This is a genomic window from uncultured Dokdonia sp. (genome assembly GCF_937910895.1).
Taxonomy (GTDB): domain Bacteria; phylum Bacteroidota; class Bacteroidia; order Flavobacteriales; family Flavobacteriaceae; genus Dokdonia.
This window is the reverse complement of sequence record NZ_CALEMI010000102.1, coordinates 1-16,653: the sequence shown is the minus strand read 5'-3', so window position 1 is coordinate 16,653 and position 16,653 is coordinate 1. Positions and strand designations below refer to the sequence as shown.

The 16,653-nt window shown below is 36.9% G+C and carries 12 protein-coding genes; 8 read left to right on the top strand and 4 right to left on the bottom strand.

From position 1 onward, the window contains the following. Positions 1 to 206: 206 nt before the first annotated feature. The 7 genes from Q0505_RS12490 (at position 207) to Q0505_RS12460 (ending at position 9,839) form a co-directional block, all read left to right on the top strand. On the top strand, positions 207 to 1,523 hold the full coding sequence (locus Q0505_RS12490; protein WP_299213317.1) for an aspartate aminotransferase family protein: 1,317 nt from the start codon (positions 207 to 209) through the stop codon (positions 1,521 to 1,523). Continuing rightward, positions 1,520 to 2,461: a carbon-nitrogen hydrolase family protein gene (locus Q0505_RS12485; protein ID WP_299213315.1), complete on the top strand. Its 942-nt coding sequence runs from the start codon at positions 1,520 to 1,522 to the stop codon at positions 2,459 to 2,461. The genes Q0505_RS12490 and Q0505_RS12485 overlap by 4 nt, the downstream gene beginning before the upstream one ends. A gap of 10 nt (positions 2,462 to 2,471) precedes the next feature. Next, positions 2,472 to 2,879 carry a VOC family protein gene (locus Q0505_RS12480; RefSeq protein ID WP_299213313.1) on the top strand — a complete coding sequence of 136 codons (408 nt, stop codon included), beginning with the start codon at positions 2,472 to 2,474 and terminating at the stop codon, positions 2,877 to 2,879. 3 nt (positions 2,880 to 2,882) lie between these two features. Continuing rightward, positions 2,883 to 5,612 (top strand): aminotransferase class I/II-fold pyridoxal phosphate-dependent enzyme, encoded by a 2,730-nt coding sequence (locus tag Q0505_RS12475; protein ID WP_299213311.1) that lies wholly within the window; start codon positions 2,883 to 2,885, stop codon positions 5,610 to 5,612. 34 nt (positions 5,613 to 5,646) lie between these two features. Further along, entirely contained in the window at positions 5,647 to 7,185 is a 1,539-nt protein-coding gene (locus Q0505_RS12470; protein WP_299213309.1) for a biotin carboxylase, read from the top strand. Between the two features lie 80 nt (positions 7,186 to 7,265). Then, a complete protein-coding gene (locus Q0505_RS12465; protein WP_299213307.1) occupies positions 7,266 to 8,459 on the top strand; it encodes a C45 family peptidase in 1,194 nt (397 codons plus the stop codon). Between the two features lie 18 nt (positions 8,460 to 8,477). Next, positions 8,478 to 9,839, top strand: a complete 1,362-nt coding sequence (locus tag Q0505_RS12460) for an NAD-dependent succinate-semialdehyde dehydrogenase (RefSeq protein ID WP_299213305.1) — start codon at positions 8,478 to 8,480, stop codon at positions 9,837 to 9,839. A 103-nt stretch (positions 9,840 to 9,942) separates the two neighbouring features. Here the strand turns inward: Q0505_RS12460 and Q0505_RS12455 are convergent, their stop codons facing one another. After that, complete coding sequence (locus tag Q0505_RS12455) at positions 9,943 to 10,680, bottom strand: bacteriorhodopsin-like (RefSeq protein WP_299213303.1); 738 nt, start codon at positions 10,678 to 10,680, stop codon at positions 9,943 to 9,945. Between the two features lie 84 nt (positions 10,681 to 10,764). Here Q0505_RS12455 and Q0505_RS12450 point away from each other — a divergent pair, with 84 nt between their 5' ends. Continuing rightward, on the top strand, positions 10,765 to 11,634 hold the full coding sequence (locus Q0505_RS12450) for a Brp/Blh family beta-carotene 15,15'-dioxygenase (RefSeq protein ID WP_299213301.1): 870 nt from the start codon (positions 10,765 to 10,767) through the stop codon (positions 11,632 to 11,634). A 1-nt stretch (position 11,635) separates the two neighbouring features. Here Q0505_RS12450 and Q0505_RS12445 read toward each other — a convergent pair whose 3' ends face one another. From Q0505_RS12445 to Q0505_RS12435, 3 genes are all read right to left on the bottom strand, one after another. Beyond that, a complete protein-coding gene (locus Q0505_RS12445) occupies positions 11,636 to 13,399 on the bottom strand; it encodes an efflux RND transporter periplasmic adaptor subunit (RefSeq protein WP_299213299.1) in 1,764 nt (587 codons plus the stop codon). 2 nt (positions 13,400 to 13,401) lie between these two features. Next, positions 13,402 to 15,909, bottom strand: coding sequence for a heavy metal translocating P-type ATPase (locus tag Q0505_RS12440; protein ID WP_299213297.1), 2,508 nt, complete (start codon positions 15,907 to 15,909; stop codon positions 13,402 to 13,404). A 4-nt stretch (positions 15,910 to 15,913) separates the two neighbouring features. Then, a partial coding sequence (locus tag Q0505_RS12435; RefSeq protein WP_299213295.1) for a permease occupies positions 15,914 to 16,653 on the bottom strand: 740 nt, incomplete at its 5' end.

The window sequence follows — 16,653 nt, the reverse complement described above, 5'->3', positions numbered from 1 at the left end:
TTGTGATCTGGCACTGAACCATCTCTATCAATGTCTTTTAAATCAATAATTCTAACAGAAGTAGATTTATATATTTTTTTTCCTTTTTTTTTGATTTCTAAGCTTTCATTTACTGCAGATCTGATTGATAAAATACTATTTAATACTATGGAAACGACTCTAAACCATAGTATTTAAAACACTTAAAAAAATAGAGATTTAAAAAAATGATTGAAAAATTAACTAAATCGCAAGAACTCTTAGATCGAAGAAAGGAGTGTGTTGCCAACGGAGTAGGCGTATTCAATACAGCTACTGTACAAGACGCCAAAGGAGCTATTATTACTGATGTAGATGGTCGAGAACTTATTGATTTTGCAGGAGGTATTGGCGTAGTGAATGCAGGACATTGTCCAGAGCCTGTGGTAGCAGCAATACGTGAACAAGCAGGAAAATATTTGCATACCAGTTTTAATGTAGTAACGTATGAACCTTATATACAGCTTTGTGAAGAGCTGGCTGAGATTTTGCCACATGGTGAAAAAACAAAAGTAATGCTCGTAAGTACTGGAGCTGAAGCGGTGGAGAATGCTATAAAAATTGCGCGTCAAGCTACCAAAAGACCTGCTGTACTTTGTTATACAGGAGCCTATCACGGACGTACGATGATGGCAATGACCTTAACAAGTAAAATAAACTACAAACCTGATTGTGGTCCTTTTGCACCAGAAGTATACCGACTTCCCTTTCCTAATTTTTACAGATATCGTGGTACACGAGACATGGATCAATTTGTGGAAGACGAATTAAAAAGACTCAACGAAAGTGCCCTCAATTTGGTAGATGTAAAGAGCGTTGCGGCTGTCATCATAGAGCCCATACAAGGCGAAGGCGGGTTTAACCCAATACCTCAAAAATACCTAGAAGGATTAAGATTCTTTTGCGATAAACATGGTATTATGCTTATTATGGATGAAGTGCAGAGTGGTTTTTGTCGTACGGGGCATTGGGCGAGTTGGCAACACTATGGGGTGCAACCAGATATTAGTACCTATGCTAAATCTATGGGATCAGGTCTACCTATTGCAGCTGTAGTTGGTAGGGCAGAAGTCATGGACGCTGCGGCTATAGGTTCTATAGGTGGCACTTATATTGGAAGTCCTATTTGTTGTGTTGCCGCATCTGCCACCATCAAGTATATGAAGGAAATTAACTTGAATGAAAAAGCAGTCATCATAGGGAATATCATGATGAATAGATTACTGCATTTAAAGAGGCAACATCCTGAGATTGGAGACGTAAGAGGCGTAGGCGCTATGGTAGCTATCGAATTTGTTAGAAACGGAGATCCCACACAGCCTAATTCAGAAATATGTCCTCAAATTGTGAAAGGATGCGCAGAAAATGGATTGATCATTTTAAGTGCAGGTACTTATAAAAATACGTTACGAATTTTATCACCTTTAGTCATTACCGAAAACCAATTAGAAAAAGGGTTATCCATTTTGGAAACCGAAATAAAAAAAGCTATACATAATATATGAAACCATTCGCAATTGCAGGAATACAAATGAAAGTATCAGCCGTCGCTTCCAACGTGGAAATGATGAAACTAAAAATTGATATTACCATGAATCTCTATCCGTGGATAGAAATGATTATGTTTAGTGAACTTTGTGCCTTTGGTCCTTTGACCCACACCGCACAACCAATTCCAAATAAGTTTGAATCAGAAATGCAAGCTAAAGCGAAAGAATATGGAATCTGGTTACTTCCTGGTTCTATATTTGAAAAAAGCGAAGGTAAAATTTACAATACAGCAACCGTAATTGATCCTAAAGGGAAAATCGTAACGCGTTACCGCAAAATGTTTCCTTTTTACCCGTATGAAACTGGAGTAACACCAGGGCAAGATTACTGTGTATTTGATGTGCCTAATGTTGCAAGATTTGGAGTTTCTATTTGTTATGACATGTGGTTTCCCGAAACCATTAGAACATTAACTACTATGGGAGCAGAGGTTATTATGCACCCTACGATGTCAGGGACGATTGATCGTGAGATTGAATTATCAATTGTTAGAGCTATGGCTTCCGTAAATCAATGTTATTTCTTTGATGTAAATGGGTTGGATACAGGAGGATGTGGTCGATCTATAGTTTGCGGACCCGATGGACGAATCCTACACCAATCAGAAGGCACTGAGGAAATCATACCCCTTGAACTAAATATAGAAAGAGCCAAAAGAAGTCGTGAACTAGGAATTCTTCGTCTAGGACAACCTCTCAAAAGTTTTAGAGATCATCTTAAATCAAGTCATTTTGGAATCTATCAACCTAATATCCCTACACCTTATCTAGATTCTTTAGGTCCATTAATAAAACCTTCAAGGCTTGATAAAATTACAGAATTAAAAATCAAAGAAAACGAATTAGAGCAAAAAGTCTCGCCCATTCACTATAAAGGGGATGGTGTAATTTAAAACAGAAACTATGGGTGGAATTCCAATGAATAAAAACAATAAACCATTAGCAATTAAAGATTATGTAAGTTGGTTTGAAATACCAGCAATTGATTTTAATCAAGCAGTTTATTTCTACAATCACATTTTTGGTATTGAAATGATACAAAATGTAACCGACGTGAATGCAACGGCTTATTTTCCTGTGAAATCAGGAATAGGAGGAGCGGTTATAGCTGGCCCAGGCTCAATCCCCTCCGATAAAGGACCTCTGATCTATTTAAATGGAGGCAATGATCTTAACGATGTACTCAACAAAATAGAAGAAGCTGGCGGACGAATAGTGATGCAAAAAACCTTCATTAGTGAAGACGCTGGCTATTTTGCCATTTTTATAGATTCACAAGGAAACAAACTAGCCTTGCATTCAAAAAACTAAAACGTGACTACAAACAAAACAAAAAGTGCACCTTATTATAATATTGGACAACTTCGTGTTGATTTTTGGAATAAGCTAAAAATTAAAACTTCTGAATTGACACGTTGTCACAAAGATTCTGAAAATGAAAAAGTACATAAACGAGATGTCAAGCAGTTAATAAAAGACTTGAAAGGGGTAGAATGCTTTTTTGCATCTCCTGGAAAAGAACGCCTGCAAAAGCTTGAAAATGCTTTCTTTAGTGAAGAATATGCTTCTTTATCACATTTGGTAGCAGAAACGACCAAACAATTGGTAGGCGATAGTTATAGAAGCAACCTTGAATCTATTACGCAACAAGAAAACAATAGTGAGTTATTAAGTGAAGAACAATATGATGGTGCCAGAAAAAATCACTTTGAAGTACTGTTTGTAGACGATATATCAGAAGAAGAAGAAATCAAACTCAATAACAGTTTACGATTGCTTCGATCTTCAAATGATAAATTCACCTATGGCGTTGTTGTTCGTACATCTTTTCAGGATGCGATGATTGCGTTACTTTTTAACTATAACATTCAAGCTGTTGTCGTTCGTTATGCACCTCCCTATTATTCAAAGGGAATTTCACCAGTGATCAAACCTTATATTGAAAAAGTAACTAACCTTAATTTTTCATCAAAATCTGAAACAGTACTTGGTCCTTTGATGGGTACACTTATAAAACAATTCAGATCTGAATTGGATGTGTATTATGTGACAGATACTTCTTTAGGACACTTGAAAGATACCACGTTAAAAGGTTTTAGACGTATATTCTATCAAACAGAAGACATACAAGAGTTGCATCTTACAATCATGCAAGGAATCATGGAGAGATACCATACACCTTTCTTTTCTGCTTTGGTTGAATACAGTCAAAAGCCAACAGGCGTTTTTCATGCAATGCCAATATCACGTGGAAATTCAGTATTTAAATCAAGATGGATAAACGATTTTGGAGATTTCTATGGACGTAATATGTTTCTGGCAGAAACATCAGCTACCACAGGAGGTTTAGATTCTTTACTGCAACCTAAAGGATCTATTAAAAAAGCACAAGAGTTAGCTCGAGATGCGTATGGTTCTTTAAATACATTTTTTGTAACTAACGGAACATCTACAGCGAATAAAATTGTGATGCAAGCTTTAGTTAAACCTGAAGATGTAGTTCTTGTTGATCGAGATTGTCATAAATCACATCACTATGGATTGGTTTTGGCAGGCGCATATCCTGTTTATCTAGATTCTTATCCCATTGAAGAATATTCTATGTATGGAGCTGTTCCTTTAGCACAAATTAAAGCAAAGTTGCTAAAACTTAAAGAGGCAGGAAGACTAGACAATGTAAAAATGTTGCTTTTAACCAACTGTACTTTTGATGGGCTTGTGTATAATGTAGAACGTGTGATGGAAGAAGTACTTGCCATAAAGCCTGACATGATATTTTTATGGGATGAAGCTTGGTTTGCTTTTGCAGGATTTGCATACAATTATAAGCAGCGTACAGGTATGTTTACTGCAAAAAAAATGCATGAAAAATATACAAGTGCCAATTATAGAAAGCAATATAACGAATACAAAAAGGGATTAGGTAATGATGAGCATTCAGTATTGCCAGATCCTGATAAAGTTAGGATACGAGTCTATGCTACACAAAGTACGCATAAGACGTTGAGTAGTTTTAGACAAGGTTCTATGATTCATATTTGGGATGAAGATTTCCGAAGAAAAACAGAAAATACATTTCTGGAAGCTTATATGACTCATACATCCACATCACCAAATTACCAAATGTTGGCATCTTTAGATGTAGGTAGACGACAAGTACAATTAGAAGGATTTGAATTAGTCGAAAAGAGTATCGAAATGGCAATGGTGCTTCGTGCCAAGATAAATGACAATCCACAACTGAGTAAATACTTTGATGTATTGACTGTAAGTGATTTTATTCCAAACGAATTTCGTCAAACAGGCTTAAATGAATATTACACCAAAAATGAAGGTTGGAACAGAATGGATGAAGCTTGGGAGAAAGATGAATTTGTACTAGACCCAACCAAAATAACCTTATATATAGGTAAAACAGGAGTTGATGGAGATACGTTTAAGAATAAGTATCTGATGGACAAATTCAATATTCAAATCAATAAAACGTCTCGAAATACGGTATTGTTCATGACGAATATCGGAACCACTAGAGGAAGCATCACATACCTTATCAATGCCCTTTTAAAAATTTCAGATGAATTAGATGATGAGCTTAAATCCTTGAATGATAAAGAACGAGAGATTCGGGATAAAAGAATATATTCTCTAACAAAAGAGGTACCTCCATTACCAGATTTTAGTTATTTCCATCATTCATTTCAGGCTGTCCCTGGCGTTCCAGGAGGTAATTTAAGAGAAGCTTATTTTCTGGCGTATGATGAAGAAAATTATGAGTATGTTCCCCTAAATGACTGTTTGTCAGTTATGGATACAGGAAGAAAACTAGTAGCATCTACCTTTGTAATTCCTTACCCACCAGGTTTTCCAGTATTAGTTCCAGGACAAGTAGTTAGCGAAGAAATTATCAATTTTATGACGGTGCTAGATGTAAGTGAAATTCACGGCTATCGCTCTGATTTGGGTTTAAGAGTATTCAAAGAAAAAATACTAGATAGGCATAAAATCATCACCTCTATAGGTGGTATGTCTATTGGAAAAAAATAAAAATAATTAATTTAAACATTGAAAGATATTTTATATGGCAACTAAAAAAACGACAAGCATAAAAAAAACGACAAAACCTGTTAGCAAAAAAACAACACCTGTAAAAAAGGGAAAGGCAATCGAAATTCTTAATGGTGTCCCTGATATAAGACGATACTTTTATAAAAATGAAACACCTCTCTATTTTATTAGTGCAACAAATTTCAATATGCTAGGCGCTGATGAATGGATAAAGGGCTTTAAGTTTATATGTCATATTGAATGTTTTGATGGCCTTCATCCTAATGTTTTTTCACCTACAGAAGAAATCCCACATGATGAATTTACAAGTATTGAAGACATTAATAATTATCTCCTCCAACACCCAGAGGTTCAAGCATATTTAAACCTTAGAAAAAAAGGACGTTCAGCAGGGAAAGCTATGTTTTTGATGTTTGACGAAAAAACAGAAAAACTTGCTAAAAAATTAGGGTTAGAAATCATGTTTCCTCCTGCGAAAATGAGAACCCTAATGGATAATAAAGTGAATACAAATCGAATTGCTGAAAAAGCAGGTGTACCATGTGTTCCTTATGTATTATCGTCAGTTAAAGATTATGCACATTTGGATAAAGTATCTAAGGCTTTAGGTAAAGATTTAGTGATTCAAACACCATTTGGTGATTCTGGACATACCACGTTCTTTATTACGAATGAAGAAGAATTTAAAAAATATGAAGAAGAAATCGTCAAGGAAAAAGAAGTAAAAATAATGAAACGGATCAATTGTAGAGGTTCTGCAATTGAGGCTTGTGTAACTAGACACGGTACTATTGTTGCTCCTTTAATGACCGAACTTGTTGGATTCAAAGAAATGACTCCTTATAAAGGTGGATGGTGTGGAAACGAAATCTATCCTAATGCATTTACTCCTGAAATTCGTGAAAAAGCAACAAAGTATACACAGCTTTTTGGTGATCAACTAAGAAAAGAAGGCTATAAAGGCTATTTTGAATTAGATTTCCTAATCGATCAAGATAATGGTGAAATATATTTAGGTGAGTTAAATCCAAGGGTGACGGGCGCTAGTTCCATTACAAATCATGCTGTTTTTGCCTTAGCTGATGCACCGCTTTTTGTATTCCATATTTTAGAATGGATGGGTGTAGATTATGAGCTAAACATCAAAGAATTAAATGAACGATGGGCAAAACAAGAAAACATAGATGGTTGGAGTCAATTAATTATCAAGCACACTGAAGACACTATTGAGTACGTTTCTGAGGCTCCAAAATCAGGAATTTATAAAATGTTTGATAATGGACACATCCAATATGACAGAATGGATACACATAGAAGAGCTGTAGAGACCGAAAACGAAGCATTTTTTCTACACATTGCCAAAGAAGGAGATTATTTATATGAAGGAGCAGATATGGGGATTTTAGTATCAAGAGGTCGTATGATGACCAATGATTTTAAACTCAACGCACGTGCAAAAAATTGGATAAATGCTATTCGTGGAAAATATACCTCTCAAATAGTAGAGGATAAAAGAGAACAGGTAGTGCTTACAGGTAGCCTAACTAAATGATAAAATAGGAACGATAGTTACATCAAAGTATCTTTCAAATTGCCCATAATTTTTTATGGGCTTAATTTTTAAAACAAACTATGCAATTAAATTTTAGTACGGTCTCTGAACCAACTATAGCAGGAGCAAAATGGAAAGGATTATTTGATGCCTATTGGTCAGGCTATCAAACTTGGTTTTTGTCAAAAGAAACAGTGAGTACGCCCAACTTAAAGGCTTCACAAGATGCTCTTAAAAAATACATGCCTAAAATGTGGTCTACCTATGAACATTTATGTACACTGACCAATGCCGATCCCGCTATAGCTCGCTTTCTAACAGGATTTCAACCTCCAGCGTATATTAGTGCTTGCGCACAAGCAGTTATCAAAGCAGACGAAATTCAACTAGTTCGTAATTATGATTACCACCCAGATTTATTGGAAGGTACCATATTACTAAGCAAATGGAATAGTAACAAAGTAATGGGTATTTCGGATTGTTTAATTGGTATCGTAGATGGTATGAATGAAGCAGGGCTTTGTGTTTCCCTTACATTTGGAGGTCGTAAAGAAGTAGGTTATGGATTTGGAATTCCTTTTATTTTAAGATATGTTCTAGAGTTTTGTACAAATACTGCCGAAGCAGTAAAAGTATTAAAAAGTATTCCATCACACATGTCATACAATGTAACGGTAGTTGACAAGACGGGAGCTTCAAAAACAGTTATGTTAGCTCCAGATAAAAAACCACTGGTTACTAATGACGCCTTCGCTACAAATCACCAAGGAACCGTAGATTGGGAAGAAAATGCTCAATTTAATCAAACGATAAAGCGATATAACTTTCTTAAAGACTATTTGAAATCTAAAAATATCAGTGCTACTGAGTTAGCAAAGGCATTTTTACATTATCCCTTGTATAATACAAAATTTACAGAAGGATTTGGAACCTTATATACTTCAGTATATCAACCAGAAAATTTAGTTATGAAAGTGCTCTGGCCCAATGTAACTATAGAAAGAACTTTCGATAATTTTGCTGAAGAAAATATTCTTATAAATTACAGTACAACTCAACAGCCAGTTATCCCTGTTAATACTTGGGAACCAGTTCCTGTAGAAAATAATGGATACAGATGGCAAGATGCAGTGGTAGATTCACTCGTGAGCAGTATGGCTGGAAATAAAACAAAACAAAAACAGCAGGAACTTCGTGATCGTTTAATGCCCGATGGTCAAATAGCTTGGGAAGTTTTAGTAGATTATTGGAATGAACCTGTTGAACAACATTAATACATTTTATACGTAACCATGGAATTTAAAAGTAATAACCCTTATAATGGAGAGCAAGTGGGAGTATATACAGCGCTCACTAAAGAGGCATTAACTGAAAAACTACATAAAAGCCAAGTAGCTTTTGAATCTTGGCGAAAAGTACCTCTTGCCGAACGCTGCAACCTTATAAAGAAAGCGGGACAAGTATTGCGGGACAATGTGGAAGAATATGCTAAAATGATCACTTTAGAAATGGGGAAGCCCATTTCGGAGTCTAGGTCTGAAGTAAATAAATGTGCTTGGGTCTGTGATTACTATGCTGAGAATGCTGTAGGATTTCTTGAAGACGAAACCATTGCTACTGAAGCTGATAAAAGCTTTGTGCGACACGACCCTATAGGAGGAGTTTTAGCCATTATGCCCTGGAATTTTCCGTTTTGGCAAGTTTTTAGGTATGCAGCACCAACGTTGACTTCGGGTAATACCGGATTGTTAAAGCACGCTCCAAACGTATTTGGTTGTGCGCAACAAATTGAAGAAGTATTTACCAAAGCTGGATATCCGCCTTATGTTTTTCAAAATTTAGTTGTTCATCACGATCAAACAGAGCTCATCATTTCCAATGATGCTGTAAAAGCAGTAACACTCACTGGAAGTGAAAAAGCGGGCTCTGCCGTAGCAGAAATTGCTGGTCGTCATATCAAAAAAACAGTATTAGAACTTGGAGGAAACAATGCTTTTATCGTTTGGGAAGATGCAGATATTGATAAGAGCGTTACAGTAGCAGTAACTGCGCGTATGCTCAATTGCGGACAAAGTTGTATTGCTGCAAAGCGCTTTATCCTAATGGAAAGTATCTACGACGAGTTTGTGATAAAATTTATAGAAGCTGTAAAAAAGATGGAATCTGGTGATCCAATGAGCGATACTACTAAGATTGGACCCCTCGCTAGACGTGATCTTGCAGATCAGTTGAATGAACAAGTAAGAAAATCTGTTAAGCAAGGTGCTACATTGTTATTAGGAGGAAATCAAAATGGATGCTATCACGAACCAACCATTTTAGGAGATGTTTTACCAGGAATGGCTGCTTTCGATCAAGAGACTTTCGGGCCTTTGGCTGCTATGATTAAAGCCAAAGATATAGATCATGCCTTTGAACTCTCTGAAAATTCCAAATATGGGCTTGGAGTTACGGTATGCACTAAAGATGTAAAAAAAGCATTAGAATATGCTGACACGGTAAGCGATGGCGCCTATTTTATTAACGAATTAGTGAAATCTGATCCTAGACTACCTTTTGGAGGTACTAAGAATTCAGGATACGGACGTGAATTAGCAAAAGACGGCATCATGGAATTTGTGAATCGAAAAACGGTTTATATGAAGCATTCTTAAAAATACTTTATGATATACTAATGAATTCTTCTTTTATCTGTAAAAAAGAAGGCTGTCTAAAACTATTTAGACAGCCTTCTTTACTTTTTAGTACAATCGGAAATTACGCTTCCAGTTGTTTTTTCTCAGTTGCTATAACAGCAAGGTTATACACAACAAGACCAAAACCAATTTTGTTGATCGCATCTCCTATATTGTAAACTACATCAAGAGAAAGACCTCCAAAGACCCCTTCATACCATCCTGGTGTTCCAGCCATGTATCCAATAGGATAAATAGCCCATCCTACAAGGACAAACCAGCATAAAGTTTTGTGTGCACTTAATACAGCACCTCCCGCTTTTACAGCAATTTTCTTGGCACTTCCAAGCCAGATCTCGTAAACAATAATAAAATAAGCTACCCCAGAGATGAATCCCCACAGAGCCGCAGAGTCACGATACACAGTCTCACCTAGATATCCAGTCACAAGCATCACTACAGAAAGAAAGATCAGTCTCCACATAAGTGATTTTTTAGCCCCTGCTACTTTTAAAATGAGATAGAACTCTACGCACATCAATGGTACGGTAAGAATCCAGTCTACATAACGGAAGAAGGTAGGTGATTCGGTATTTAATTGCCAGTAATCACGCATGTACCAATAATGTACAGCAGCAATAAACGTAATTAACCCCGATACGAGAATCGAGGTTTTCCATTTTCTATCAAAACTACTCATTGATAAAAAGAAAAAAGCAGAAGCAGCCATCATGGCCATCGCACCTACAAAAAATGTAAACGCCACATAATCGTCAGAGGCGATTTTGTCTAAAAATGTTGGTAGTGTTAAAAAATTCATAGTTATTGTTTTTTTTTGTTTAACTAAAAATAGTAAATATTAAACAAAACAATGCTATATTTATGAAATATTTATATTTAGGGTGTGAAGAATTATAAAATCGTAATCACTTTTTTTCTATTATGGCTTACCATTCAGTTTGATAGTGAGGCAGAAAACGTTCTCGCGTATGTTTCTATACTTACGTTAGGGTTGCTTCATGGGGCGAATGATATTAAGCTTCTTACTAGGCGGGGATCGACTGGTACGACGAGTTCATATAAAATTTTAGTAACCTATGTTGCATTTGTGCTATGCGTAGGAGTGCTTTTTTATATACTGCCTGTACTCGCTTTATTCGTTTTTGTCGTCATCAGCGGTTTTCATTTTGGCGAAGAGCATTTACACGATAAGTTTACAATGGGCACGCGATTATTGACTTATTTTTTTACAACGTACGGAATGCTCATCTTATTTTTAATCTTTTACTTTAACGCTGAGGCTACTTCCACCATTATTTATGAGATCACTTCTTATGACTTACCTGATTCCTTTTTTTTAATAGGCATAGGATTATTAGGGATCAGTACATTGATTTTTTCTTTGGTAGTGTATAAAAATAAGAACAAGGAGGTGTCTTATATAGAAGAGTTTGTCTATATCTTGGTGTTTATTGCATTATTTAAAATGGCAAATCTGCTTTGGTCTTTTGCCATATACTTTGTGATATGGCATGCTATTCCTTCACTTTCAGGTCAAATTCGTTTTCTTTATGGGAATACATCATTTGCCTCTGTTGTTAAATACCTAAAATCTTCTTTTGTCTATTGGTTACTTTCTATTACAGGTGTATTCTCATTATATTTCTATCTCAGAGATGACTTATATCTTTTTAATGCGATCTTTTTTGCCTTTTTAGCGACCATTACATTTCCGCATGTATGGGTTATTAATTCTATGAAATCCAAGAAATAAGCTATTTTATCTCTTCAATCACACTTCCACAAGTCAACATCGTATCTCCGTAGTACGGATTTTTAATTTCTTTTTCAGTACTTAACCAAATAGCCCCTTTATTGCTATTCGCCATAGGACATTTTTGAACATATAAAGTTTCTGAAGGTGATTTGATATGCATTGCTAAGGCGACTATATGTTCATTTAACACGACTAAATGAGTTCTTTGATTTTCTAATGTTGTAGTGGAAGCAATGGCATCTAACATCTCTATACTCTTTAATAGATGTGATTTCTCCATCGTACCTAAATTAACTACATCTATAGCTTTTATTTTTTTTGAAACCGCTTTCGCGAAAGCGGATACTTGATCAGCATCACTGTCAACAAAAGCATCTTTCATGTCAAAGTAAGACCCTAATACAGACTTAAACGCTGTTTGGAATGCTTTGGGCAATTCCATTTCCATCGTTGAAGCAGTCGTGGTTGTATTGGCTGTCGCCTGCATTCCTGTATGTCCTTCGTGACCTGTCATTGTTTTTCCACCTGAGGCATTCATCATTGATTTTTTGCCTTGTAGTTGTGCTGCGGCATCTACTGTAAATGTTCCGTTGGTGACAATCTCATCTCCGTTTTCTAGCCCAGAAATTACTTGATAAGTGTCTCCATTGCGAGTGCCGAGTGTTATTTCTCGCATTTCAAAAACAGCTTCATTAGGATGCGTTTTAATATACACCAAAGAACGTTCTCCAGTCCATAAAACGGCACTAGCAGGAATACGTAATATCTCAGATGAATCTCTAGTAGAAGCACCTTGAATTTTTCCAGTAACAAACATGCCAGGCTTGAATATATTTTCTTTATTACTGAGTGTGGCTCTTACCGCTACAGTTCTTGTATTCGCATTGAGTACAGGATCAATAAATGAAATGACAGCATCAAATTCTTTAGTTGGATATGCGTTTGTAGTTACCTTTATTTTTTGACCTTCTTTAAACAAAGAAATTTGATTTTCGTAGGCATCAAATGTTGCCCAAACAGATGTAAGATTACTTACTTTTAAAATAGGTTGTCCTTGTTTTACATAATCGCCTTCTGCCGCCATTACCATAGCTACCGTTCCTGAAACTGTCGCATATATGGGGAAATTTTCCTGAACTTTTCCTGATGTTTCAATATTGTTGATTTGCTTTTCGGTAAGCTTCCAAAGCTTCAACTTATTACGTACGGCATTATACAAGGCTGGTTGAGATTCTTTTAAAGAAGCAGTTGTAATTAATTCTTGCTGTGCCGCTACCAGAGTAGGGGCATAGATGGTTGCTAATAATTGCCCTCGACGTATTTCTTGCCCTTCGTAATTAACATACAATCGCTCCAAACGACCATCAAAATAACTTGCTTGGATCGCATTGTTTTCTTCATTAGTAGTGATTTTTCCAGATAGTGAAATGAACCCATCTTCATCTGAAACTAGGTCACTCCCTACAACACTCGTCTGAATATTAGCTAGCGCCATAGCATTTTGCGTCATTTTAATCTCATTGGCAGAGAGCCCTTCTGCACTAGTTTCGGCAGGAATTAAATCCATTCCACAAATTGGACAATCGCCTGGCTCCGGCTGCATAACTTGGGGATGCATAGAACACGTCCATAGTTGATTATCTGTAGCTTCGGTATGATCGTGACTCTCCGATATTGGGTCTAAGCTATTCCCGAATAATAAATAACCACCAAGGAGGCCTATACTAACTGCAATACCGAGATATAAGATGTTCTTTTTCATAGTTAATCAATTGATTTTGTTCGTAATCTAAGTGCATTGGCGATGACTGATACAGAGCTAAAACTCATGGCTAAAGCCGCAATCATAGGGGATAATAGGATTCCAAAAAATGGAAATAAAACTCCTGCTGCTATAGGTACGCCAAGTGTGTTGTAGATCAACGCAAAAAACAGATTTTGCTTTATATTTTGCATCACTTTGTCACTAAGGTTTCGTGCTTTTACAATGCCGTGCAAATCTCCTTTTACGAGGGTAATCATCGCACTTTCAATAGCGACATCAGTTCCTGTGCCCATAGCGATACCCACATCACTTTTGGCTAAGGCGGGTGCATCGTTAATGCCATCGCCTGCCATGGCTACTACGTGACCTTGTTCTTGTAATTTCTCAACTTCTTTGAGTTTATCTTCGGGTAACATTCCTGCTTTAAAGTCGGCAAGGTTAAGTTCGCTAGCGACGGCTTGTGCAGTATCGTGATTATCTCCTGTAAGCATGATGACGGAAATACCTTTATCTTGAAGGGCTGCGATGGCTTTGGCACTTGTCGCTTTAATTTTATCACCAATCACTACATAACCTGCCACCTCGCCATCTACAGCTAGATAGGAAACGGTTTTTCCTTGTTTTTGAAAAGATTGGGCTTCGGCTTCCATTTCTGATGTCATTTTTGCCTTGGCATATTCCATCATTTTAGCATTTCCTAGATCTAACTTTTTACCAGCTACGTTTCCTTCGACTCCTTTTCCTGTTACTGCGCTAAAATTGTCGGTTTTTGATATTTCTATACGTTGTTCCTTCCCATATTTTACAGTAGCTTCGGCAAGAGGATGTTCACTAGAACTGTTAAGTGACGCTATAAAGTGGATGAGTTCGCTTTCGCGAAAGCGGTCTCCAAATGAACCTATTTTTTCAACGGTTGGTTTTCCTTCAGTAATTGTTCCGGTCTTATCGACGATTAAGGTATCGACCTTGTTCATTTTTTCTAATGCCTCGGCATTCTTAATTAGCACCCCATTTTGAGCTCCTTTACCAACACCCACCATCACAGACATAGGCGTAGCTAAACCTAAGGCACACGGACAAGCGATAATCAACACAGCAATCGCATTGACAAGCGCATATACATAGGCTGGTTCTGGTCCCCAAATCGCCCAAACAACGAAGGTTAGTACTGCGATAATAACAACCACAGGTACAAAATAACCTGAAACCGTATCGGCTAACTTTTGAATAGGGGCACGACTACGACTCGCATCATTTACCATCTGTATGATTTGAGAAAGTAAGGTATCGCTGCCTACTTTTTCGGCTTTCATTAAGAATGATTGATTGCCATTAATGGTTCCGCTACTTACCTTGTCATCTTTTGTTTTATTGACAGGAATCGGTTCGCCAGAAATCATAGATTCGTCAACCGTGGTATGACCTTCTGTAATCACACCATCTACAGGAATTTTGTCACCTGGTTTTACACGTAGGATATCTCCTTTTTGGATATGGTCAATAGCAACTTCTTCTTCCGTTCCATGAACGACGCGCACTGCTTTATTGGGAGCTAATTTCAATAGTTCTTTTACTGCCGAATTGGTTTTACTATGGGCTCTTGCTTCTAACACCTGACCCATTAATACCAACGTAAGGATGACCGTTGCTGCTTCAAAATAGACGTGAACGGCACCAGATTCGGTTTTAAATTGTGTTGGGAAGAAGTCTGGAAACAACATTCCAAATACACTAAACAACCACGCTACGCCCGCACCAATACCAATAAGAGTAAACATATTGAGATTCCACGTTTTTATACTACGATAGGCACGTTCAAAGAACATCCACGTAGCATAGAATACCACAGGAATGGACAGTGCAAACTGCATCCAGTTCCATGATTTTTGAGTCATCACCTCGTATAATGGATTGTTCGGAATCATTTCGCTCATCGCAATTAAGAAAATAGGCAAGGTAAAGACGACAGCAATCCAAAATTTCTTTAAAAGCTTTTTATAGGTTTTCTCTTCTGCAGAGATATCTGCTTCCATAGGTACTAAATCCATCCCACAAATAGGGCAGGCTCCCGGTTCGTCTTTAACAACTTTGGGATGCATTGGGCAGGTAAAGCCCCCCGACACCCGAAGGGGGAGTTGCTCTTGGACTAAGTCCATACCGCAGATTGGGCAATCGCCAGGTTTTTCATAGGTCTTGTCTCCTTCACAATGCATTGGGCAGTAAAATCCCCCCAACCCCCGAAGGGGACTTTTAGATTTTCCTTCTGAGTTCTTCTCCTTTGGGGAGGCTAGGTGAGGATTTAAGTGAATAGAATAATGACCTCCATCATCCTGCATCGCTTTTTGAAAGGTCTCGATAGGGATATGGGAATCCATTTCGATACTAGCTTCTGCTTTTTCTAAATCTACAGCAACATGAGTCACACCTTTGACTTTAGAAAGCGTTTGCTCTACATGATTACGACAACCATTACAGGTCATTCCGTGTATGTGATAGGTGTGTTTCATAATCTTATAGTATAAATTTTATAATGAGTCCACCAGCAAGCCAGATATAGCATATAAATGCAGCGTATTTTAAAATACGTTCAAGTAGTGGGCTTTTAGGCGCCATCTCACTCATTTGATGATCTACATCTTTCTTTTTAAAGAACCCTAGATACACTAAATATCCAGAAATCAATAAAAAGGCAATGTTTAAGAAGAAGGTGTAATCAATTTTAAAGAACTCACTTTCTTGAATTTTTACTTGTGACGGATCTGGTATTATATCTAATAGATCAAAGCTGTAATGTAATATGAGTGCTGTTCCTATAAGTGCTGAAAATAATAAGAATAGTATAAAAAGTGACATCTTCCAACCATAGTATTTTGCATTTATACGCAGTACAGGAAATACGACTAAATCACTAAAAATAAAAGCCATCACACCAGCAAAACTAACTCCTTTGCCAAATAATAATGCCGCAAGCGGAATATTACCCATGGATCCAATAAACGTTAGGAAAGCGGCTACAGGTCCTACAATAATGTGCTCTAGAATTTCTAAGAAAGTGAAATCTGTATTGTCTTGACCGCTATTAATAAATAGGGTTTCAAAAAATGAATCTGGTACAAAAGCGGCTGTGATACCTGCAATGGTAAAGCCAACAGTCACATCTTTCCATACCATTTGCCATTCCATTTTATATTTTTTAGCCACACGTGCCCAGTTATTCTCTTTTTGTATTTGCTTTTTCCAATCTTTGGAAT

What these genes read in the sequence shown, in the direction of transcription:
- Q0505_RS12490 (WP_299213317.1), top strand. Translation starts at nt 207, where the DNA reads ATGATTGAAAAATTAACTAAATCGCAAGAACTCTTAGATCGAAGAAAG.
- Q0505_RS12485 (WP_299213315.1), top strand. Translation starts at nt 1,520, where the DNA reads ATGAAACCATTCGCAATTGCAGGAATACAAATGAAAGTATCAGCCGTC.
- Q0505_RS12480 (WP_299213313.1), top strand. Translation starts at nt 2,472, where the DNA reads ATGGGTGGAATTCCAATGAATAAAAACAATAAACCATTAGCAATTAAA.
- Q0505_RS12470 (WP_299213309.1), top strand. Translation starts at nt 5,647, where the DNA reads ATGGCAACTAAAAAAACGACAAGCATAAAAAAAACGACAAAACCTGTT.
- Q0505_RS12465 (WP_299213307.1), top strand. Translation starts at nt 7,266, where the DNA reads ATGCAATTAAATTTTAGTACGGTCTCTGAACCAACTATAGCAGGAGCA.
- Q0505_RS12460 (WP_299213305.1), top strand. Translation starts at nt 8,478, where the DNA reads ATGGAATTTAAAAGTAATAACCCTTATAATGGAGAGCAAGTGGGAGTA.
- Q0505_RS12455 (WP_299213303.1), bottom strand. Translation starts at nt 10,680, where the DNA reads ATGAATTTTTTAACACTACCAACATTTTTAGACAAAATCGCCTCTGAC.
- Q0505_RS12445 (WP_299213299.1), bottom strand. Translation starts at nt 13,399, where the DNA reads ATGAAAAAGAACATCTTATATCTCGGTATTGCAGTTAGTATAGGCCTC.
- Q0505_RS12440 (WP_299213297.1), bottom strand. Translation starts at nt 15,909, where the DNA reads ATGAAACACACCTATCACATACACGGAATGACCTGTAATGGTTGTCGT.